The following is a 22,263-nucleotide window of genomic DNA, read 5'->3' on the forward strand; positions in this document are numbered from 1 at the left end:
ATGGAGCCAGTGTAGGTTGGAAGTTCAAATGCCACAGGTAACGCTTGTCAGCAATAGTGGATGACAAATGCCACCTTGTAATATGACCTTTGTCACTGGCGCCACAAACCAGTTACTGATTACACTGGCGACTAAACCCAAGCAGGAGAGCGCGATGACATCCTACGAGAAGCTTGAAAGTAAACTCAGCTGGATTTACCTGATCAATCTGGTGTTTTATGTCATTCCGTTATTTGTCATGCACTTTGCTATTTGGGAATACCTGAGTATGGCATCTGCTTTAGTGCTGTTTTTGCTCTGTTACTTTTGGGCTTACCGCTGTCAACGAACCGAGCTACACTGGCCTATCGTAGGTATTGTGCTGGTCGCCAGTCTGATTACACCGATTAACTCCGGCTCTATCGCCATGTTTTCTTATGCCGGCTTCTTTATTGGCTTTGCCTATTCGTTAAAACGTTATCTGTTATTAATGGCAATGCTTATAACACTGTTGGTTGTACTGGACGTAAGCCTTAATATTGAATGGCAGCTGTTTTTAATCATGGGGCTACCTATCATAGTGGCGGTAAGCTTGCTAGGCCGTGCCGAGCAAGCTAAGCAGCGCCATCGCCTGGCAGAACTGCAAAGCGAAGATGAAATTAAACAGCTGGCGACCATGGTAGAGCGCGAGCGTATCGGCCGCGATTTGCATGATATTCTCGGTCACACCTTATCCAGTATCATTCTAAAAGCAGATTTAGCCGAAAAACTACTAGCCCGCCAGCACACTGACGCTGCACAGCAACAGCTTACCGAGCTTAGTCAGATAGCGCGCGATGCGCTAAGCCAGGTACGACAGAGCGTGTCGGGTTATAAACATCAGGGGCTGACGGCAGAGATCGCTAAACTACTAAACCGGTTACGTGATGCCGGTTTTCAGGCACTGCTAATCGGTGATATGCCTCAGCTGGACAACCGGCGCGAAACTGCATTAATACTGGCACTAACTGAATTAGCTACCAATGTTATTCGCCACAGTAATGGCGATTGCTGCCAACTGAGTTTTGATCAACAGGATAAACTGTTGCATATTAACCTGCATGACAATGGCAACGTCACTAAAGTAACCGAGGGCAATGGCATCAAAGGTTTACGTGAACGCTTATCCGCTATCGGTGGCCAGCTAACAACCACCTACACCGACGGTTTTAACGCCGCCATCCAACTGCCGCTGCAGGAGCAAATGTAATGAGAATTTTACTGGCTGAAGATCAGGCCATGGTGCGCGGGGCACTAACAGCGCTGCTGACACTGGAAGGCGATTATCAGGTAACAGAAGCGGCCGACGGCACTGCTGCATTAGCCTTGTTAAAACAACAACCATTTGATTTACTGCTCAGTGACATTGAAATGCCTGGCCAAACCGGCATTGACTTAGCGCAATACGTAAAGCAACAAAAACTGGCAACCAAAGTAGTAATCATTACCACCTTTGGCCGCGCCGGTTATGTTAAACGTGCTATGGATATCGGGGTCAGTGGCTTTTTATTAAAAGATGCGCCAGTGGAGGAGTTAGTTAGCGCCATCACGCAAGTAATGGCAGGCAAACGCGTTATCGACAGCGAATTACTGCTTAATTCGCTGGGAGAACAAGACCCATTAAGCGATAAAGAGCGCCAGGCGCTAAGACTTGCCGCTGATGGACAGAGCACCAGCGAGATTGCCAGTGCTTTGTTTATAGCTGAAGGTACCGCGCGTAATTATTTGTCTGAGGCCATCAACAAGCTTAATGCAGCCAACCGCATCGACGCCGCACGCATTGCCCGGCAAAAAGGCTGGTTGTAATGAGCAAGATTAAAAGGCTGAGTCAAATAGGGTATGCATCAACGTGTGAAGTTCTGTCTTAATGTAATCCGGTTGATGTTCTGTTGTTTCTACCAGGGTATAACCCGTTACCTTTAAACATCCTTGATACTCGAAGCGTGTTGCCAGGTTGCCAGCAGTTTGCAGCTGTATAGGTTCGATCTCCTCATAGGTTGAAGCACAACCATTTATTTGCCTGAAGCGTGCCAGCGTATCCGTTAAGCTGTTAATCTTCTTACCCGATATGGTCACGCGGCCGTTTATCGGCATTTCGGTGTCACCGGTGCCATGTAGATGATGTAATGCAACCGGCAGTGCGGGCTGGCAAGCAGCAAGCTCGCCTACTGCCTGACCAGAAATAGTAAACGCGGCTTTAACTTGCTCTGGGATCTGACATATCAGCTGGTAAGACATCATAGCACCTGCCGAAAAGCCTATCGTTGCGACCTTTGAAGCATCCGCATTGTGAGCACTAACCAAGCGGTCAACGATGTCTTGAGCATACTGGGTATCAACGCTTTTGGTTGCACCAGGTTGCAACTCGCTGCTCCACGCCCAATCATCACCACCTTGCGGTAGAGCAATCAAGTAACCATATTGATCAGCAAACTGCTGCAAGGCTAAAAATTGATTTAGCTTTTCCGGTGTACCATATGAAGGTGGCGAACCATGAAAGGCCAATAACACCGGACGAGGCTCAGCCGATGCGGCAACGGGTGAAATCAGTTGAAAAAGCCGACCTGTAGCAATATCACATTTTGCTCCAACGCCAAATATTGCACATTTATCTTTCGATACAATCGGCGGCTCACTGGAGGAACCGCCACTGCAGGCACTAAGAATACTGGCTGATAATAAAGTTGTTAGGGTAAAAACCGGCGAAGATATTGTTATATTCCACATTTGAATTCTCCTTGTATTACCCCGTTTTCAGGCACCGCACCCGAACCGAAGCACGCTAGAGAACTTATTTGTCTATTGGCTTACGCAACAGGCCTTGTGGCTAATATTTTGCTTACGAAAAGCTTACGCAGTGAAAATGGTTAAAAACCAGCAATATAGATTATCCGGCATTTGCGTATTGTCTGTCGTACAACAGGCTGTTAATGTCCAACTGACCGAATAGCCTTTTCATCAATAGCAGGCATGCCAATGGATTTTCGCAATAAAATCAAAGCGGATCGCGAACTACAAAGTCGCAGTAGCGATTTGCAAAGTGCATTGGAAAGCGACCGTGGACGCATTATCCATTCCGCTGCTGTGCGCCGGTTGCAGCAAAAAACACAAGTTTTTCCGCTGGAGCGCAATGCCGCCGTGCGTAGCCGCTTAACGCACTCGCTGGAGGTGCAGCAAACCGGCCGCTTTATAGTGCAGACTATTTTTCGCAGCCTGACTGCAGAACAACTCGAACAATATGGCCTTACTGATTTAGAGCGACCGATAGAATCGATGGTTGAAATGGCTTGCCTGTTACACGATGTGGGCAACCCGCCGTTTGGTCATAGTGGCGAAAGTGCAATAAACGATTGGTTTAGCCAGGTGTTGCCTGAGCTGACAACAACACATAACTTACAGCAGCAGCCACAGTGGCCCGTGCTGTGCACTGAACTAGCGCAATTTGAGGGTAATGCCCAAGCGATACGGCTGGTGCACAGCTTACAGCGGATGAATCTGACCTATGCACAAACCGCCTGTATTTTAAAATACACCCGCTGCGCGACCAGTAGCAAACCTGATAAACAGCAGCCTCTTAGCTATTTACAAAAAAAACCGGGGTATTACTTTTCTGAACAGGCGTTTGTTGAGCAACTGTGGCAGCAGCTAGACACTGCGCCGGGTTGCCGACACCCACTTACATATATCATGGAAGCGGCAGATGATATTTCCTATTGTCTGGCTGATATTGAGGATGCAGTAGAAAAAGGTTTATTTAGCCTGACAGAACTGGCCTATCAGCTTAACACCGCCTTTGCTGAGTTAGAGCCAGAAGGGCGATTAATTAAGACCGAGCGCGGTGGCAGTGCCAGTTTTTCAGCGCTGATAAAAGCCGCGTTAGATAGCGCACATACCGAGCCGGTGAATACCGCGTCGACCTTTTTTATTAAACTGCGGGTAATGATGATACACCCGCTGGTAAGACACGCCGCACACCAATTTGTAAGCAATATTACTGCTGTGTATGACGGCAGTTTAAACCGCGCCTTGCTGGAAGATAATAGCCAATATCATGCTATAACCAGCACATTTAAGCAGGTTGCCCGGCAGTTTGTTTTTAACCAACCAGAGGTAGAAACCCTTGAAATACAGGGTTTTCGTATGCTTGCTGGGTTACTGCAGTGCTATAAACCGTTATTACTGCTGCCAGCAGCTGAATTTAGCGCTGTACTGCAAAACAACGCCTACCACTTAGCGCAGCAACAACGGCTGGCGCACCGGCTGCCGAAAAAGCATGTTGGCGCCTACCAGCTTGCCGTGTCAGCGATGCAGGAAGAAGATAAGGCACTGGAGCTTTACTATCGCTGCCGGCTGATTCAAGACTTTATCAGCGGTATGACCGACCATTTTGCCTTTGATGAGTATCAGACACTGGTAAGTTGCATTAGCGGCTGATATTCAGGGTAACTGTGCCTGCCTGAACAACCAATCCAGTGCTAATTTAATTTGCTGCGGCTGTTGCAATGGCACCAGGTGATCGCTGTCAGCCAAAGCAATATATTGGCCATTAGACAACGACGCTTGCTCTGCGCTCCAGGCACTGCCTTCCTGCTGCCACAGCTGTAACGCTGCAGCCAGTTCCGGTTCATTGGCGGCCTGTTCGATTTGTTGCTGTTCAAAGTCGCTGTCGATCACACTAACTGGAATGGCCGATATCATAGGCAGTGTGGCATAGCTGTCCAAATCAGCAATATAGGCCGCTATTTCAGTCGCCCGTGCCTGCTGCTGTGGAATAAGCAAACGTAGCTGCATAATTTGCTCAAAGTAATTCCAGTCCACAGAGACATTATGCTGTGCAGCCAACTGCTGTACTTCCTCATATTCAACAGCCAATTTATCTTTGGTTCTGGCGCTCCAGTTACCGGCAGCCAGATGCGGTAATAAGGCAGGCAAATTCGCCAAATACCAGTCTGCCGGGTAGCCTTGATACAAGCTTAGTGAATGTGGCAACGGGATATCAGGGTCGATATACAACATAGCGTTAATTGTAAACTGTTGCTGATATTGTTGATAAAACCAACGCGCGCTGATACTGCTGCTGGCAAAAGCAACCAGTGTAACTTGTGTTTCTTGCAGTTTCTGTAATACCAGTGCCAGATCGTCAGCAAAGCGGCGATAAGATAAATCGTCACTGGTGCTGCTAAAAGCATTACCCAGCCTGTCAATACTGTACACGCGGTACTGTTGTGCTAACAACGGCTGCAAAGCCGCAAACCAGGCGCTGTCACTGTGGAAGTTGTAATTTGGTCCGGCCAGTAACACTATCGCCGGGCCGGGGTTATTCAGCCCATAGCACGAACATGAAACTGTCCCTGTTCAGTGCTAACCCGTTGCGAGTGTTCAGGTAATTCGGCTTGCTCTGCGGTGGCGAAAAAATTCAGAATTTCCCGGCGGGTATCAAAGCCGGAGAATTGCCAGTTGTGCTCACCGTCTTTCATACTGAACAGCTGGAATTTCTGTTTGCCATTATGGTAGCTGGTCAGGTTAACGCTGGCATTCAGTGCTTTTTCTAACACATAAGGTAAAGCCGCATTTTTGCCAGCCAGTAAAGCTATAGCATCTGGAGAACTAATCAAACCAAAGTTACTGTGCACCATGCCGTTGTAAGGCAACACCGGATCGGCAGTACCGTGCACCATCATTATTGATACCGGCTGCGGTGGCGCGCAGCTGGATGCCAGTTGAACAGACATTGGGGCGGCTACCACGGCCACAGCTTTAAACTGCTGTGGCAGGTTGCAAGCCAGGTTTTGCACAAAAAGCCCGCCTTGAGAGTAGCCAGCAGCATAGACTTCGCCGGGCGTCACAGTATGACGCTGCTGAATATCGACAATCATATCAGAGGTAAATTGCAGATCATCTGCACCCAGGCGGTGAGCAATATTGCAGTTACAGCCTTCGTTCCATTCTACCTGCTCGGAATCAGGATAGGCGACAATATAGTCGTTGTTACCCTGTTCAAAATGACTTAGCGACTGCATTCCCTTGCCGCTGCCGCCTGATGGATGAAACGCCAACAATAGTTTATAGCTTTTGTCAGATTGATAGTGTTGCGGCAATGCCAACCAATACTGCCGCTCACCGAGTTGCATCAACTGTAACTGTTCTAACGGATCTGTGTTTAACTCTTGCTCAGAAGACCGACAACTGCTCAAGCAAATCAGTAGTGTTACAACAGCAACTATTGTGTTTATTGGCTGTTTCATATTAATGTCCTGTTAACCTGGCTACAGACCAAGCTTACGCAAAAGAGATGTTTTTGCCTCGGCCTTACTGCTAATGATTTCGTGATGAAAAGCTTACCGGACACTAAATGACCCTTGCGACAAACACGGCACACACCAAAACCTGGCAACTGGGCAATATCGTTTATGTTGCAGCTAGCCGTCAGTTACAATGCAGTGGACAACAGCTTTATCTGGAGCCTCGTCAGCACAAGCTGTTGCTCGTGCTGTTACACAATGCGTTACAAGTCGTTAGTCGAGAGCAACTTATTGATACCGTATGGGATGGTAGAATTGTCAGTGAAGGCGCCATTAATCGCGCTATCTCAATGCTGCGTAAGGCACTTTTCAGCCTCGACCCACAGACAGAATATATTGAAACCCTGCCCAAGCTTGGCTACAGGCTGCGCCAACACGCTACCGTTATTACACTGGTGCCGGAAACATCACAGCCAACTGTGTCAAAATCATCAACACCGAAGCTCTGGCTTGGATCGACACTGCTCGCCACCGCGCTCTGCGGTATGGCAATCTGGCTTATAATAACGCAAGCTTCACCTCAACTTAGCGCCAGCGGGGCAACTCCTCACACCAGCTTTAAAGGTCGGGAAAGCCAACTTAGTAGTAATAGCGAAGCAAATGCATTGCTATACCAACGAACCGCTGATAACGGTAATAACCAAATTTGGCTTAATACGTTGGATGACAACCAGCATCAGATGCTAACAGATGACGCAACGGATAGTCGTTATGCTGTGCTTAGCCCTGATGCTAAAGCGTTTGCTTTTGTTGCCTACACGGAAAATAGCTGCAAAATTATGCTACAACCGATATCACAGACAACTGAACCCGGTTCGCAGCGAGAATTACACCAATGTCCTATCGACAACATACCCATGTTAAGTTGGCGTGCCGATGGTAAAGTTTTATATTTGCGCCAGCGCGCTGATAAAACGCAACCTTATCAGCTGTACCAGCTGGTTGTTGCCACAGGTAAATTACGCCAGTTAACCTTGCTGCCCGCTAATTATTCAGGCCAGGGCGACACGGCTCTTGCCGCTTCTACAACTTCAGGTAGCATGGCATTACTGCGCTATTTGTCGCCCGACAACACAGAATTATTGCTGGTTGACAGCAACAATGGCCAAATAAAGACATCGCAATAATTACCGATAAACGCAACAGCGTTAACGTGGTATAACGACAATATACTGTTGCTAAGTGCCGGTAAAACCGTCTATCAATATCATATAGACCGAGCTCAACTCATACCGCTATATCAGGCAGCGGATCCCATTGACTCACTAACCGTGCTGGGTAACACACTGTATTACAGCAGTACTGAAGTGCACGCCGATATTTGGCAGGCAGATAGCACCGGCGCTATTTCAGAACGTATTAATAGCTCACGGCTTGACACTATGCCGCGTTTGTCGCATGACGGCACCCAACTGGCTTTTCTTAGCACGCGACAAGGACACTATCAACTGTGGTTGCAACAAGCCAATGGCGCTTTGCGACTGCTAACGGAGCTCCCCGGGCAGCCCGGTTTTATTCGGCACGAATGGTCACCTGATGATAAAAAGCTGCTGTTCAGTAAAGATGGTGCAGCCTACCAGGTGGATGTCGCCAGCGGTGCTTTACATACGCTACTGCCTGGCGAAAAGCAGGTAATGGTAGCAAATTGGGGAGAGGACATTAACAGCCTGATTTACAGTAGCCAGCGCGATGGAGACTGGCAGTTATGGTTACATGACATTGCAAACGGTAATGAACATAAAATTACAGAGCGCGGCGGATACAGCGGGCGCATCTGGCATGGTCAATTGTATTTCAGTAAGTATCATCACGATGGTCTATGGTTTAAAGATTTACGTACAGGCAACGAAGAGTTGTTACTAGCGCAGTTTGATAAAATAAACTGGTTAAACTGGCAATTAGATGATGGCTTATTGCATTATTATCAGCCAGACAAAGGTATATATCAGCTGGACTTAACAACCGGTGACAGCAAGCTACTAGTATCGGAACCCAGCCAGTTTGTCAGGCATTTTAGCGTACGGCAAGGTTTAGCCGTATTTGGCCGCCACAGCGACGTGCAAGGCGATATTTATCGGCTGCCGTTGACGCTGGTTTATAAAAAGCCACTGCAATAACTGCGCTTGTGTTATTACAGCAGACAATTATGATGATTTATCCGCTTAATATTTGCCGGGCACTGCCGGACAATGTGTCAATTAAACGGTAGTAACCGCCTTCTTATTACTTTACTCAGGATGCCTTATGTATATACCCGCTTACCCCCTTGCCAGCTACCTTACAAAAACCAGTCCAGTTGTATTTGGCTGTATGAATTTAGGCGGCGGCTGGAACACGAACCCAATAACAGCTGACGATATTCGTCATACCCATGCGGTTATTGATAGGGCGTTAGAGGCCGGTATTTGTGTGTTTGACCATGCTGATATTTATACCTTTGGCAAAGCCGAGCAGGTATTTGGCCAGGTATTGCAACAACGGCCTGAACTTCGTGAGCAAATAACACTGCAGTCTAAATGCGGTATTCGTTTTGCCGATGCAAACACGCCGCAACGCTATGATTTTTCTGCTGGCTGGATCAGCTCATCTGTCGATAACATTCTATCCAGGCTTAACATTGAGCAGTTAGATGTCCTGCTGCTGCACCGGCCTGATCCGCTGATGCAACCTGAAGAAGTGGCAGAGGCTTTTGCCCAGTTACAACAAGCGGGGAAGGTAAAACAGTTTGGCGTGTCGAATATGCAGCAGCACCAGATGCAGCTGTTGCAGGACGCATTGGCCACGCCTCTGGTCGTCAACCAATTGGAGCTAAGCCTGAGCCATTTGGCCTGGCTGGATGAAGGTACCACCGCAGGTTGTAGTGGCGAACCGGGTGTTAACTTTAGCAGTGGTACTATCGAATACTGCCGCCGCAACAGCGTACAACTACAAGCCTGGGGTAGCTTAAGTCAGGGCATGTTCAGTGGCAAAGATGTCAGCGCCGAACCCAAGCCTGTTCAAGCTACAGCGGCGCTGGTGGCAAAATTGGCGGCTGAGTATCAGGTCAGTAAAGAAGCCATTGTATTGGGCTGGTTAATGCGCCACCCGGCCAATATTCAGCCCGTTATCGGCACTACTAACTTGCAGCGCATTAAAGCCTGTGCCGAAGCCAGCAAAGTACAACTAAGCCGCGAGCACTGGTATGCGTTATACCTCGCAGCCCGTGGACGTGCACTGCCATAGGGGCTTAACTACTTACTGCACCTAACCACAACCGGCGGATAGCTATACTAAGCTCTGTAGCAAAATCGCGCTGCAATTGCGTCAACCCGGCCTGTTGCAGCAAGGTTTGCACCGTAGTGGGCAGCTGGGTGCTTTGATACAATCCCAATGTTAGGGCGTAGCTGTGCAGCAGTAACTGACTGGCATCAGCCGCTGTCATTTCGCTGTAGCGCGCAGCAAGTTGGCCACCCAGTTTATCCAGCGCCCCCGCAAGCTGCTGCTTAAAAGCTAATAACTGCTGCTGTTGCAGGTTTTGTTCTAATACCGCATTAAGCAATGCCAACAGTGGCAGTAAACTGGGCGACTGCAGCAACAATTTAAGGTAAGCATCAGCAAACGGTGCTGCCGCCGCAGGCAGCGGCTGTGGTAATTGTGGTATCACTATCTCCAGCTCACTAAACAGCTGGGTAAAGTCTTCTGTTAATAACGCCAAAAATATTTGTTCTTTGCTTTGAAAGTAGCGATACACCGTGCCCTTAGCTAAACCAGTGTCGGCGGCTATGTCAGCAACGGCCGGCAATTGCTGCTGCTGTAAAAACAAACGCCTGGCCGCATGCAAGAAATCCTGCCGCCGCTGCTGTTTAGCTTCTGGAGTTAAGGCATTTTGCTTCATGTTCAGCCTTTAAACTTAATTAACCAGTCGGTCATTTTATTCGCCAACCAGCCGTAAGGTGGCATCAACAAACTGACACTGTTGTAAGCTCCCTGTTTAAAGATTGGCCGCAGCTTACTAAAGGTTAAAAAGCCTTCAAAGCCATGATAGTGCCCCATACCACTGTCACCGATACCGCCGAACGGCAAGTCATGCTGACCCACATGTAAAATGGCGTGGTTAATGGTTACGCCACCGGACATCACCTGTTCAAGATAAAACTGTTGCAGGCTTTTATCATGGCTAAATGGATAAAATGCCAGCGGCCGGGGATGTGAATTTATATACTGCACCACGTCTTGTGCATTACTGTAGGTTTTAACCGGCAACAGCGGGCCAAAAATTTCCCGCTGCATCACCAACATATCATCGGTAACATCAAACAGCAGCGTTAACGGAAATTTGCGCAGCCCAGGCACACTTTGCTGGCCGGCCATTAAATTCACTGCCCGCGCGCCCTTACTGATAGCGTCATCCAAGGTAGTTTGCAAACGCTGATACGCCCGCTCATCAATAATGGCAGTGTAGTCATTATGATTAATGTCGGGGTAACGCTGCGCCACTAATTGCTGCGCCAGTTCAGCAAATTGTTGCTCCGCACCTTGTGGGATAAACACATAATCGACATTGGTACAAATTTGGCCGGCATTAAAGGCCTTAGCCCAAATAATACGGTCTACTGCTTTGTCCAGGGCAAAATCCGGTGCCACCACGGCTGGCGACTTACCGCCCAACTCCAGTGTTACCGGGGTTAAGTTTTTTGCTGCGCTGGCCATTACCGCACGCCCCGTTTGAGCCGAGCCGGTAAAGAACAAATGATCAAACGGCTGGGCCGAAAATGCCGGGCCACTGCCGCCGTTATCAGCAAAAACCTGCAGTTTTTCCGCAGCAAAATACTGTGGTACCAACTTAATAAGCAATTGCGCCAGATGTTCTGAATTTTCAGACATTTTCACCATTGCGCGGTTACCGGCGGCAAAGATGGAAACGATGGGCGCCAGTGCTAACATAATAGGGAAGTTCCACGGCACGATAACGCCAACAACACCCAGTGGTTGTGGCACAACAACGCAGCTGGAGGTGGGGAACAATAACCGGTCAATATGCCGTTTTTGTGGCTTCATCCATTTCTTCAGCTGTGTTTTGCTGCGATTGATATCTTCCAGCACCATTAAAATTTCTGAAAAACGGGTTTCAAAGCGACAACGGCTGCCGTAATCAGCATTAACCGCCTCTACCAACTCAGTTTCATGATCCCGGATAAGCGCTTTAAGCGCATCCAGATCAGCGATACGTTGCTGTATTGTCGGCACCGGGTTGACATGATAAGCACGCCGCTGCGCTGCCAAACATTGGCTAAATTGTTCAAACGCAGCGGTATTGTCTGATATTTTCGTCTGTTCCTGCTCTTTGCTGTTCATCGCCTGTCCTTTACCAACCCATAAATGACCAACGGTCATTCGCACACACAAACAATAGTGACCGCGGGTCATTTTGTCAAATAACGTATCCAATTAGCTTCACAGCCAGATAATTAACGATCTTTTTTATTTTCTATGCCAAAAATGCAATGTAAGCGTTTACATTTACTGTGTATAGCGACGTAATTTCAAACGACTACTTTTCAATTTAACGGCTAAATATCTGTAAACAAACTAAGCATAAATATTTAAACCCCACAAATATACAGGCTTAAATTTATGATATTTATCAAAAAATGCAAAAAACCGTTAAAGATTAATTTTTTTACATTGACGGTTGAAAAAAAATCACCTAAGTTTATGAAAGCGCTTACAGATGCGTCATCGTGCTTTTTGGCGACCTGTTCGGCGTTAACGCTTTTTTAAAACTAGAATTAAATATTGTCGACAGGGAACTACACATGAAATCGCACACCTTTAAAAAGACTAGGCTGGCTACCAGTTTATCTTTGGTCCTTGGTATGGGCGCATCGATATCCGCCATGGCTCAGGAAGCCCCCGCACAAGCACAAAATTCAGAAATAGAAGTTATCTCCGTTACTGGTATTCGTGGCAGTTTAACGAAATCAATGGATGTTAAACGTGGCTCTAGCGGTATTGTCGACGCTATTTCAGCCGAAGACATCGGTAAATTCCCCGACACCAACCTGGCAGAATCACTGCAGCGTATCAGTGGCGTGTCAATTGACCGCGTCAACGGCGAAGGTAGTAAAGTGTCGGTACGTGGTTTTGGCGCCGATTATAACCTGGTCACGCTAAATGGCCGTCAGATGCCCGTAACCACTGGCTCTCGCTCATTCGATTTTGCCAACATCGCCTCAGATTTAATCAGCGGTGTTGAAGTGCATAAAACTAGTTTCGCGGCGGACCCTACAGGTGGTATCGGGTCTACTATCAATGTGCAAACTTTGCGTCCACTGTCCTATGGCAACACCAAAGCAATTATCAACGTTGCTGCAGTAAGCGACTCCTCAACCGAGGAAGGCTCGTCAGTGACACCTGAATTATCGGGTATATATTCAACCACGTTCGATAATAACAAATTCGGTGTACTGGTTTCCGCCAGCTACCAGGAGCGTGATAGCGGTAGCCAACAAGCTAACGTCGGTACGGGCTGGCGCAGCTTTCCGGGCATAACAGATAACGATTGGTCAGGTGGCAACGCCGACTGGGGTGGCGTACCACAGGATAATCAGGTTAACCGCCCAGGCCCTGGTGATGTTTACTCTGTGCCGCAAACCACCATTTACAAATTCGAAGAACAGCAGCGCACCCGCACCAATGGCCAGTTAGTGTTGCAATATGCACCTACTGATGCCGTAAAAGCGACGCTGGATTACACTTACATGCGCAACGATATCGATACCCAGTACAACGATGTGTCGGCATGGTTTACCTTTGCGCCATCGCAAAACGTTTGGACAGATGGCCCGGTATCATCACCACTTATATACTCAGAAACGTATGACACCCCAGCCGATCTTTCAATGGCTGCTGGCGACTACGGTGTGCGTAATGAAAGCGGCTCACTTGGCTTTAATATCGAGTGGCAAGCCAGTAACGCACTAAAACTTACCTTTGATGCGCATAATTCAACTGCTGAATACAAACCCAACCATGAATTTGGGTCAAATAACACCTTAAGTACGGCGGCTTTTATCCGGACTAGTGCGGCAACAGACTTTAGCAAAGATTTACCTTTGCTGGCAGTAGGTGGCGGCAACAGCGTACAGCCATCCGATATGGTTGTTACCGGCAGCGTGTTTGGTAGCGCAACCAATAAGTCTGATATTGATCAGTATCAGCTAACCGGCGAATATGTGTTTGAAGAAAAGGGCAGTATCGACTTTGGTATTGCTTTAAACAACGTCGATAACCACTCTAAATCAGTGAACGTACAGCGTAACGATTGGGGCGGTGTTGGTCAGGCTGGCGACTTTGACGAGTCATTCTTTCCGGCGGACACCATCCACGATAAATTCACTGCCAGCAAAGGTGATTTTTCTTTAGCATCAGGCCAAACGTTTGAGGTACTTAACCGCATTTTCATGTGGGATTTTGCCAAACTCCGCGATCGTGCTGAAGAGCTATATACCCCAGCAGGTTACGTCGGTGCCGGTGATTGCGGTACTGATTTCTGTCCTTCTACTGACTATGCCAGTGACGTAGATCGCTACACCGAAGAAGAATCGCAATCATTGTTCGTGCAATACAACTATGAATCAGACTTTAACGGCCGTCAGTATGATTTTCATATTGGTGTACGCTACGAAAAAACAGATGTTACCTCAACTTCAGCTGTAGCCAGCTATGATGGTGCCAACTGGATTGCCGAAACTGAAATTGAACTGCAGGCGACCGGCATACGCGAATTCCAAACACAGAAAGGCAGCTACGACTACTTCTTGCCCAGCATTAACTTTAATATTGAAGTGATTGACGATGTTATGCTGCGTGCAGCTTATAGCGAAACTATTGGCCGGCCAGATTATGTTGCTATTCAAGGCGGTACTGTTGTTAATACACTGGCAAATCGTGGTGGTGGTGGTGGTTCTTCGGGTAACCCAAGCCTGTTACCACTGGAATCAAAAAACATCGATTTCTCAGCAGAATGGTACTACGCACCATCAAGTTATGCGTCTATTGGTTACTTCCGCAAAGACACGTCAAACTTTATTAGCAACACGGTGGTTGAGTCGACTATTTACAATATTCCTAACCCGGTAAATGGTCAGAAATATGCCGAAGCTATTGCCGCAGTAGGTTCAGATGCACTGGCCATTCGCAACTACATCTTCGCTAACTACCCTAATGCCCCAGGCGTAGATGTTGCTAATGGCGTAATCAGTGGTGTCGCAGGTGAAGACAACGATTTGGTGTTTAAAATAAACACGCCATCTAACAGCGACGTGTCTGAAGTTATCGATGGCTGGGAATTTGCGATACAGCATGTGTTCGGCGAATCGGGCGTGGGAGTCTTAGCAAACTACACACTGGTTAACAGCGAAAATGAATACAACAACTTTATTCTGGCCGATCAACCGGCAATCCTGGGTATTAGTGATACTGCCAACGCCGTATTGTTCTATGAAAAAGATGGCTTCCAGGCCCGTATCGCTTATAACTGGCGCGACGAGTTCTTAAGTTCTCGCGGGCAGGATACCGGCGCCAACCCACAATACACTGAAGCCTACTCACAAATTGATGTGTCAGCCAGTTATGACCTCCCCATGGTTGAAGGACTAAGTGTGTATGTTGAAGCGCTGAATATTACCGATGAATACAAACGCGTGCATGGCCGCGCTAAAGAACAGGTGTTAAGCCTGGTTGAGGCCGGTCCACGTTACAGCATTGGTGCACGTTATACCTTCTAACCCCTGACCAATATCTAGCAAGGCCATAGCAATATGGCCTTTTATTTACTAACAACTTCAATGCAGCTTATAGATGCGTTATCTTGAAGATACTCTGCAAATACAGCCAGACCTATACAGGTCGCTATAGCGGTAAATAGCCAGATGGAACAACAGATTAAGAGTATTGTGATTGTCGGTGGTGGCACTGCAGGTTGGTTAACTGCAGCGATACTGGCTGCCGATCATAATGTTGATCAAGGCCAACTTTTATCACCTACGGCCCTTAACATTACTTTAGTTGAGTCACCTGATGTCGCTACCATCGGCGTTGGCGAGGGGACTTGGCCGTCAATGCGCCATACCTTGCAACACATTGGTATCAGCGAAACCGAATTTATCAACAGCTGTGACGCAAGCTTTAAGCAAGGATCGCAGTTTAATAACTGGTGCACTAACAGCGCTGACACTTACCTTCATCCATTTAGCCTACCGGTGGGTATTCCGGATTTTAATATTTGCCCATACTGGTTGCCTTTTTTACAGCAGGTCAGCTTTGCTGATGCCGTTAATGCTCAAGCTCGGCTTAGCTTAGCAGGGCTCGCACCCAAACAAATATCCACAGCTGAATACAGCTTTATCAATAATTACGGTTACCATTTAGACGCAGGTAAGTTTAGCAACCTGCTGCAGCAACATGCCACCTCCAAGCTCGGCGTGCAGCATGTTAAGGCGCATATCGCGCAGATCCGCAATACCGTAACGGGCAATATTGACGCCATTATCACAACAGATGGCCGCGCACTGCATGCTGACCTGTTTATTGACTGCAGCGGCGCGGCTTCAATGCTGCTGGGTCAGCACTTAGCCGTGCCATTTATTCAACAAAAGCAGGTACTGTTTAACGACTCTGCCCTGGCCGTGCAGCTACCTTACCCACAAGCGGATGCAGCAATAGCTTCCTGCACACAGTCAACCGCACAGCCAAACGGCTGGGTGTGGGACATTGGCCTGCAATCGCGCCGCGGTGTTGGCCACGTATACTCGTCTGCCCATTGCAGTGATGATCAAGCCGAGCAGCAACTGCGCCATTACCTGCAGCAATCTGGTGCTGAAAACACAGAGCTGCTGACGCTGCGAAAGCTCAGTTTTAACCCGGGCCATTATGCGCGCTGCTGGCAGAAAAACTGTGTTGCCATTGGCATGGCCGCGGGGTTTATCGAACCGCTTGAAGCCTCGGCTTTGGCGCTGGTAGAGTGGAGTGCTAAATATGTTTCAGCACAGCTTCCGCTGCCTAACTCGCTGCTCAGCATTGCGGCTGATCGGATGAACCAAGCCTTTAACCAGCACTGGCAGCAAATTATTGAATTTTTAAAATTACACTATGTACTGAGTAAACGCCGTGATCACGACTACTGGCATGATCATCGAGAATCGTCCTCTATACCCCCAAGGCTGCAGCATTTGTTACAATTTTGGCAGCATAAAGTGCCGTCAAACCAAGATATTACGCACAGTGACGTGCTATTTCCGGCCGCCAGTTATCAGTACATCTTGTATGGTATGGGTTTTGAGACTCAGCAATCTGCGCCGTTAAAACCATCGCAGCAAAAAAAGGCCCAGGCCTTATTTGAAGAAAACATAAAACGTGTCCAGCAGTTGGCCGCTGCGCTGCCCCCTAACCGGCAGTTGTTAGACAAAATTCGCCAATATGGCTTACCACCCATTTAACGATAATAATAATAGCTCACGTATTCAACAGGATAAGACGATGACCAAGCATGTATTACTAAACAGCATAGAGCATCTGGATTTAAAAGTTATCACCGAGCGCGGTGCTGAATTTGGCGACAATGTTTGGTTTACGCCAACCTTTCCACTCGAGTTTCGCAGCGTTCAGGCGCATTACCCCATTTTCTTTCATAAAGATGCATCTACCGGGCAATTTTTCTCGGTCGCCGTATTTGGCTTTTCGCACCAGGAAAACCTGTTTTTACATGATGACAACTGGCGGGGCTACTATGTACCACTAACACTGCGGCGCCAGCCGTTTTTAATTGGCAAGCAAGTGGTACGCGAAGACGGTGCAGAACAAACGCAAACGGTTATTCACCTCGATATAGACAGCCCTCGCGTCAGCAAAGAGCAAGGCGAAGCGTTATTTCTTCCTTTGGGCGGCGGCAGCCCGTACTTAGATGAAGTATCCAATATGCTAAAAACCATTCATTTGGGCCTGCAAGATAACGCTGCCTTTGTCGCTTTGCTGTTGGAGCACAAACTGCTGGAATCTTTTACCTTAGATATTCAGCTGGACGATGGCAGCAAGCACCAGATGATAGGTTTTTATACCATCAATGAAGACTCCCTCGCAGCCTTATCTACCGAAGTACTGGGCCAGCTGCATGCCAAAGGTTATCTGCAGGCCATTTATATGCTGATTGCCTCGCAAGCCAATGTCCGCAGTCTGCTTAAGCTGAAAAACCAGCTTAACGCCACCGCTGCTTGCTGAGATAAACATGATGACGGCCAGCCTCACCTCCATTGAAACGCTACCCGCTTGCGACAATGCCAGCCTGCAGCAGATCATTGCAGGGGCAACTGCACCATTAGTGTTTAAACAGCAATGCAAAAACTGGCCGCTGGTGCAGGCGGGGTTAAACAGTGCCACTGCTGCGGCAGACTATTTGCGCCAGTTCTATCAGGGCGAGCCGGTAACCGCCTGCTTACTGCCTGCCGAACAGCATGGGCGGATTTTTTACAACGATGACTGCAGCGGGTTTAACTTTCAGGGTGGAAAAATTGATTTCAACCAATTTATTGACCGTTTACTGACGCAGCCAGAAGACGACAACAGCACCTTATATATGGGGTCTACTGAGATAAACCGCTGGTTTAACGGTTTAGCGGCTGATAACAGCATTAGCCTATCGAACGTTAATCCTTTGACCAGCGTGTGGATTGGCAATCAATCACGTATCGCAGCGCACTTCGATTTCCCGCACAACCTGGCTTGTAATGTCGTGGGAACCCGAACATTTACCCTGTTTCCACCGGATCAAATTGGCAACCTGTACCCCGGTCCTATGGAGTTTGCGCCTGGCGGACAGGACATTAGCATGGTCGATTTTGAGCAACCGGATTTTCAGCAATTTCCTCTTTTTTCTCATGCACTTGAAGCAGCACAAAGTGTTACTTTGCAGCCGGGCGATATGTTATTTATCCCCAGTATGTGGTGGCATCATGTTAAAGCGCATACACCGTTTAATGTGCTTATAAGCCATTGGTGGCGCGACACGCCAGCGTATCTTGGTAGGCCCAACAACGCCTTATTGCTGAGCATACTTAGTTTACGCAGTTTACCCAAAGCGCAGCGCCAGGCCTGGAAAGCCATTTTTGAGCATTATATTTTCGACCACGACGACATATCACAGCAGCATATTCCGGAGCAAGCGCAAGGAATGCTAAGCAAACCACTTAGTGAGTTGCAAGCGCGCCAGCTACGCGCCGATTTACTCAATAAACTTAAGCGTTGAGCCATAATGACAACTAAAAATGCCGACGTAGCCATGGAGACCTGTATGAACAACGCACAACGCATAAAAAAAGTGGTGATTGCCGGCGGTGGCACCGCAGGCTGGATGGCAGGTGCCGCCATTGCCAAAATGCTGCAAAAAAATGTTGAGGTGGTACTGGTGGAATCTGACGATATTGGTACTGTAGGCGTAGGCGAAGCTACTATCCCTACCTTACATATCTTTCATCGTTTACTTGGCTTAAAAGAAGCTGAAGTTATGGCCGCGACCAATGCCACCTTCAAACTGGGTATTTCGTTTGAAAACTGGCATGACATCAACAAAAACTACCTGCACTCCTTTGGTTACTTAGGCAAAGATTGCTGGGCGTGTGGTTTTCAGCATTTTTGGCTTAAAGGCCGTCAGCGTGGTATCGCCGAAGATATAGGTGCTTACTGCACAGAACACTTAGCTGCACGTGAAGGCCGTTTTGCGGTGTTGCCTAATCAGGATCTTAACCATGCCTACCATTTGGATGCGTCACTCTATGCGAAATACCTGCGCCAGCTGGCAGAGCAGCATGGTTTAACACGCATTGAAGGTAAAATTGCTACCGTAAAACAACATGCAAATGGTGATATTGCTGGCCTAACTCTACAAAGCGGCGAGGAAATAGATGGCGATCTGTTTATTGATTGCACCGGCTTTAAAGCATTGTTAATAGAGCAAACCCTTAACACCGGGTTTGAAGACTGGAGTCACTGGCTACCTTGTGACAGCGCCGTCGCCGTACAAACTAAAAGCATTGCGCCGCCCATTGCTTATACCCGCTCGATAGCACGGGAGGCAGGCTGGCAATGGCGCATACCGCTGCAAAGCCGGGTGGGTAATGGTTTAGTGTATTGCAGCAAATACCTTAGCGATGATGCGGCAATTAAATGTATTACTGACAATGTTGAAGGGGAGATGTTAACCCAACCCAGACTGATCAAATTCCGCACTGGAACCCGACGTAAGCACTGGCATAAAAACTGTGTTGCCATCGGGCTGTCCGCGGGCTTTTTGGAGCCGCTGGAATCAACCAGTATTCACCTTATTCAGCGCAGTATTATTCGTTTGCTGCAAATGTTTCCGGCGCAGGGCATCCAATCTGCTGATGTTGATGAGTTTAACCATCAGACTGAAGTTGAATTGCTCAACATCCGTGACTTTATTATCCTGCACTACAAAGTAACTGAGCGCAGCGATACGCCGTTCTGGCGTTATTGCCGTGATATGGACGTGCCAGAGTCATTGGCGCATCGCATCGCCTTGTTTAAACAAAGTGGCAAGGTATACAAGTTTGCGCAGGAGCTGTTCGGCGAAAGCTCGTGGATCCAGGTGATGTTGGGGCAAGGCCTGAAACCGGAGCAATATCATCCTATTGTCGACGCCATGTCCGACAGCGAGCTGGAAAGCTTTTTGCAACAAATTCAAGCTAATGTGCAGCGTAGTGTGGCGAAATACCCGCTACATAACGACTTTATTCAGCACTACTGTAAAGCCACGGCGATATAACTATGCCGCAATTTGATTTTGGCATAAATAAAGCGTTGCAACCCGAGATAGTGTATCTGGGGCATGAGGGCACGCCGTTAATCATTATTGATGATTTCGCTACCGACATTGATGTGCTTAAACATACTGCACAGCAAAGCAACTTTCAGCCTGATGTAAATGCCTATTATCCGGGCCTTAAAGCACCGCTACCGAAAGACTATGTTGGTGCTACGCTAAGCACACTTTATCCGCTTATTTACGATATTTATCAGGTGCCGACACAACTAAGGCTAAAACCGCAAAACCTGTTTTTTGCGCTGATTAACCAAACCGAAGACACTCTAAAACCGCTGCAATGTATGCCGCATTTTGATACATCAAGCGGCTATTACTTTGCTTTTTTACACTATTTAAACTCACAGCCACATGGCAGCACCGGTTTTTTTCGCCACATCCCCACCGGGTACGAGCGTATCAGCGATAACCGCCGTGAACATTATTTTAACTGTGCTCAACAGTTTATTGATGACCACGGCAGTCCTAAACAACAGTATTTTGTCAAAAGTGATGCCCATTTCGAACTTTACTATCAGGTACCTTATAAAGCCAACCGGCTAATTATCTATCCCGGCAACCTGCTACATTCCACCATTGTTGATACAACGACCGACATCGACAGTTCAGCCGTCAGTGGTCGACTGACAGCAAATCTGTTTACAAGCTTTATATAAACCAGGTGAGCATTAAATGAAACTTACGTTACGCCTATTTAGCAGACACAAAATGAAAGCGATTACATTATGAAATATAGCTTACCTAGTACGTCAAAATTGCTTGATAAAGCCTTTACCTTTGGGGTGGCTACAGCCTCTTTTCAAATAGAAGGCGCCTCAGAAAGCAGACTACCCTGTATTTGGGATACCTTTTGCGCCACCGCAGGCAAAGTACGTGATGGTTCCAACGGCGATGTTGCTTGCAACCACTACAACTTATGGCAACAGGATGTTGAGTTGATAAGCTCTTTGGGCGTTGATGCCTACAGGCTATCAATATCCTGGCCACGCGTTATGCACAAAGACGGCAGCCTGAACCCGCAAGGTGTTAACTTTTATATTGGTTTGCTAGATGCGCTAAACGCGAAGGGCATAAAACCCTTTGTCACGCTGTATCACTGGGATTTGCCGCAGCACCTTGAAGACAATGGCGGCTGGTTAAATCGTGAAACAGCCTACCTTTTTCGCGATTACGCTGACAAAATTACTCAGGCGCTGGGCGACAGAGTATACTCTTACGCCACCTTTAATGAACCGTTTTGTAGCTCTTATCTCGGCTATGAAGTTGGCATACACGCACCGGGGTTGGCGAAAAAATCCTATGGCCGTCAGGCTGCGCACCATATTTTACTGGCTCACGGTTTAGCCATGCCAGTACTACAAAAAAACAGCCCGCATAGCTTAAACGGTATCGTGCTTAATTTCACACCTGCTTACCCGCTCACCGATAGCGAGGCAGATAACACTGCCGCCAAACTGGCCGACGAGTACTTTAACCAGTGGTATATCAAACCGCTGTTCGATGGCGCTTATCCAGACAGCTTTGCCCTGTTATCTGACGAAGACAAACCGGTTATTCATGATGGTGACTTCGACATTATGCAGGCGCCACTGGATTTTCTTGGCGTTAACTTTTATACCCGTACCGTGTATCAGGCCGCCGCAGGCAAGCCGTTTGCGGAAGTTGATATGCTGGATGCTCCTAAAACCGACATGGGCTGGGAAATATATCCGCAAGCCTTTACCGATCTACTTGTGTCACTGCATGAAAAATACGCCCTACCGCCGGTGTATATTACTGAAAATGGTGCGGCCATGCCCGATAAGTTGTTAAACGGCGTGGTAAATGATCAGGATCGCATCGGTTACTACCAGATGCATTTAACCGCGGTACATAATGCCATTGAGCAGGGTGTCAATATCGACGGTTATTTCGCCTGGAGTTTAATGGACAATTTTGAGTGGGCCGAGGGTTACCTCAAGCGCTTCGGTATTGTTTATGTTGATTATGCTACGCAGCAAAGAACGATAAAAAACAGCGGTATCGCCTTTAAAACACTGATTGGCTCACGCTAGTCACAACCAAAACATA

General features: G+C 47.7%; 18 protein-coding genes. 13 read left to right on the plus strand and 5 right to left on the minus strand.

Translation table 11 applies throughout. From position 1 onward, the window contains the following. The first annotated feature begins 67 nt into the window (after positions 1-67). Positions 68-1,228 carry an ATP-binding protein gene (locus tag H595_RS0100970; protein ID WP_240474802.1) on the plus strand — a complete coding sequence of 387 codons (1,161 nt, stop codon included), beginning with the start codon at positions 68-70 and terminating at the stop codon, positions 1,226-1,228. Continuing rightward, positions 1,228-1,824, plus strand: a complete 597-nt coding sequence (locus H595_RS0100975) for a response regulator transcription factor (RefSeq protein WP_027669498.1) — start codon at positions 1,228-1,230, stop codon at positions 1,822-1,824. The genes H595_RS0100970 and H595_RS0100975 overlap by 1 nt, the downstream gene beginning before the upstream one ends. 9 nt (positions 1,825-1,833) lie before the next feature. On the opposite strand, the gene H595_RS0100980 is transcribed toward H595_RS0100975, so the two are convergent. Next, complete coding sequence (locus H595_RS0100980; RefSeq protein ID WP_027669499.1) at positions 1,834-2,745, minus strand: CE1 family esterase; 912 nt, start codon at positions 2,743-2,745, stop codon at positions 1,834-1,836. Between the two features lie 249 nt (positions 2,746-2,994). Between H595_RS0100980 and dgt the strand changes: the two genes are divergently transcribed. Further along, positions 2,995-4,452, plus strand: a complete 1,458-nt coding sequence (gene dgt, locus H595_RS0100985; protein WP_156885894.1) for a dGTPase — start codon at positions 2,995-2,997, stop codon at positions 4,450-4,452. Between the two features lie 3 nt (positions 4,453-4,455). Here the strand turns inward: dgt and H595_RS23360 are convergent, their stop codons facing one another. Together H595_RS23360 and H595_RS23365 are read right to left on the minus strand one after the other, a co-directional pair. Next, positions 4,456-5,319 carry an alpha/beta fold hydrolase gene (locus H595_RS23360; protein WP_051219690.1) on the minus strand — a complete coding sequence of 288 codons (864 nt, stop codon included), beginning with the start codon at positions 5,317-5,319 and terminating at the stop codon, positions 4,456-4,458. 20 nt (positions 5,320-5,339) lie between these two features. Then, positions 5,340-6,263: a CE1 family esterase gene (locus H595_RS23365; protein WP_051219691.1), complete on the minus strand. Its 924-nt coding sequence runs from the start codon at positions 6,261-6,263 to the stop codon at positions 5,340-5,342. A 107-nt stretch (positions 6,264-6,370) separates the two neighbouring features. On the opposite strand from H595_RS23365, the gene H595_RS0100995 reads away from it, so the two are divergent. The 3 genes from H595_RS0100995 to H595_RS0101005 all read left to right on the plus strand — a co-directional run bounded on the left by H595_RS0100995 (position 6,371) and on the right by H595_RS0101005 (position 9,542). Beyond that, on the plus strand, positions 6,371-7,447 hold the full coding sequence (locus H595_RS0100995) for a winged helix-turn-helix domain-containing protein (RefSeq protein ID WP_027669501.1): 1,077 nt from the start codon (positions 6,371-6,373) through the stop codon (positions 7,445-7,447). A gap of 48 nt (positions 7,448-7,495) precedes the next feature. Continuing rightward, positions 7,496-8,437, plus strand: a complete 942-nt coding sequence (locus H595_RS0101000; protein ID WP_027669502.1) for a TolB family protein — start codon at positions 7,496-7,498, stop codon at positions 8,435-8,437. A 127-nt stretch (positions 8,438-8,564) separates the two neighbouring features. Beyond that, positions 8,565-9,542, plus strand: a complete 978-nt coding sequence (locus tag H595_RS0101005) for an aldo/keto reductase (protein ID WP_027669503.1) — start codon at positions 8,565-8,567, stop codon at positions 9,540-9,542. 4 nt (positions 9,543-9,546) lie between these two features. Here H595_RS0101005 and H595_RS0101010 read toward each other — a convergent pair whose 3' ends face one another. Both H595_RS0101010 and H595_RS0101015 read right to left on the minus strand, forming a co-directional pair. Then, the gene (locus tag H595_RS0101010) at positions 9,547-10,194 is read right to left on the minus strand and encodes a TetR/AcrR family transcriptional regulator (protein WP_027669504.1); all 648 of its coding nucleotides are present in this window, start codon (positions 10,192-10,194) and stop codon (positions 9,547-9,549) included. A 2-nt stretch (positions 10,195-10,196) separates the two neighbouring features. After that, positions 10,197-11,654, minus strand: a complete 1,458-nt coding sequence (locus H595_RS0101015; RefSeq protein ID WP_051219692.1) for a coniferyl aldehyde dehydrogenase — start codon at positions 11,652-11,654, stop codon at positions 10,197-10,199. A gap of 461 nt (positions 11,655-12,115) precedes the next feature. On the opposite strand from H595_RS0101015, the gene H595_RS0101025 reads away from it, so the two are divergent. The 7 genes from H595_RS0101025 to H595_RS0101055 all read left to right on the plus strand — a co-directional run bounded on the left by H595_RS0101025 (position 12,116) and on the right by H595_RS0101055 (position 22,247). Then, positions 12,116-15,088, plus strand: a complete 2,973-nt coding sequence (locus H595_RS0101025; RefSeq protein WP_027669506.1) for a TonB-dependent receptor — start codon at positions 12,116-12,118, stop codon at positions 15,086-15,088. Between the two features lie 144 nt (positions 15,089-15,232). After that, complete coding sequence (locus H595_RS0101030) at positions 15,233-16,798, plus strand: tryptophan halogenase family protein (RefSeq protein WP_027669507.1); 1,566 nt, start codon at positions 15,233-15,235, stop codon at positions 16,796-16,798. Between the two features lie 40 nt (positions 16,799-16,838). After that, positions 16,839-17,576: a SapC family protein gene (locus H595_RS0101035; RefSeq protein ID WP_027669508.1), complete on the plus strand. Its 738-nt coding sequence runs from the start codon at positions 16,839-16,841 to the stop codon at positions 17,574-17,576. A gap of 7 nt (positions 17,577-17,583) precedes the next feature. Continuing rightward, complete coding sequence (locus H595_RS0101040; protein WP_156885895.1) at positions 17,584-18,600, plus strand: cupin-like domain-containing protein; 1,017 nt, start codon at positions 17,584-17,586, stop codon at positions 18,598-18,600. Between the two features lie 45 nt (positions 18,601-18,645). Then, a complete protein-coding gene (locus H595_RS0101045; RefSeq protein ID WP_027669510.1) occupies positions 18,646-20,136 on the plus strand; it encodes a tryptophan halogenase family protein in 1,491 nt (496 codons plus the stop codon). Positions 20,137-20,138: 2 nt separating this feature from the next. Further along, complete coding sequence (locus tag H595_RS0101050) at positions 20,139-20,849, plus strand: DUF6445 family protein (protein WP_027669511.1); 711 nt, start codon at positions 20,139-20,141, stop codon at positions 20,847-20,849. A gap of 69 nt (positions 20,850-20,918) precedes the next feature. Continuing rightward, entirely contained in the window at positions 20,919-22,247 is a 1,329-nt protein-coding gene (locus tag H595_RS0101055) for a GH1 family beta-glucosidase (RefSeq protein WP_027669512.1), read from the plus strand. Positions 22,248-22,263: the final 16 nt, after the last annotated feature.

The organism is Rheinheimera baltica DSM 14885, from assembly GCF_000425345.1.
GTDB classification, from domain to species: Bacteria; Pseudomonadota; Gammaproteobacteria; order Enterobacterales; family Alteromonadaceae; genus Alishewanella; species Alishewanella baltica.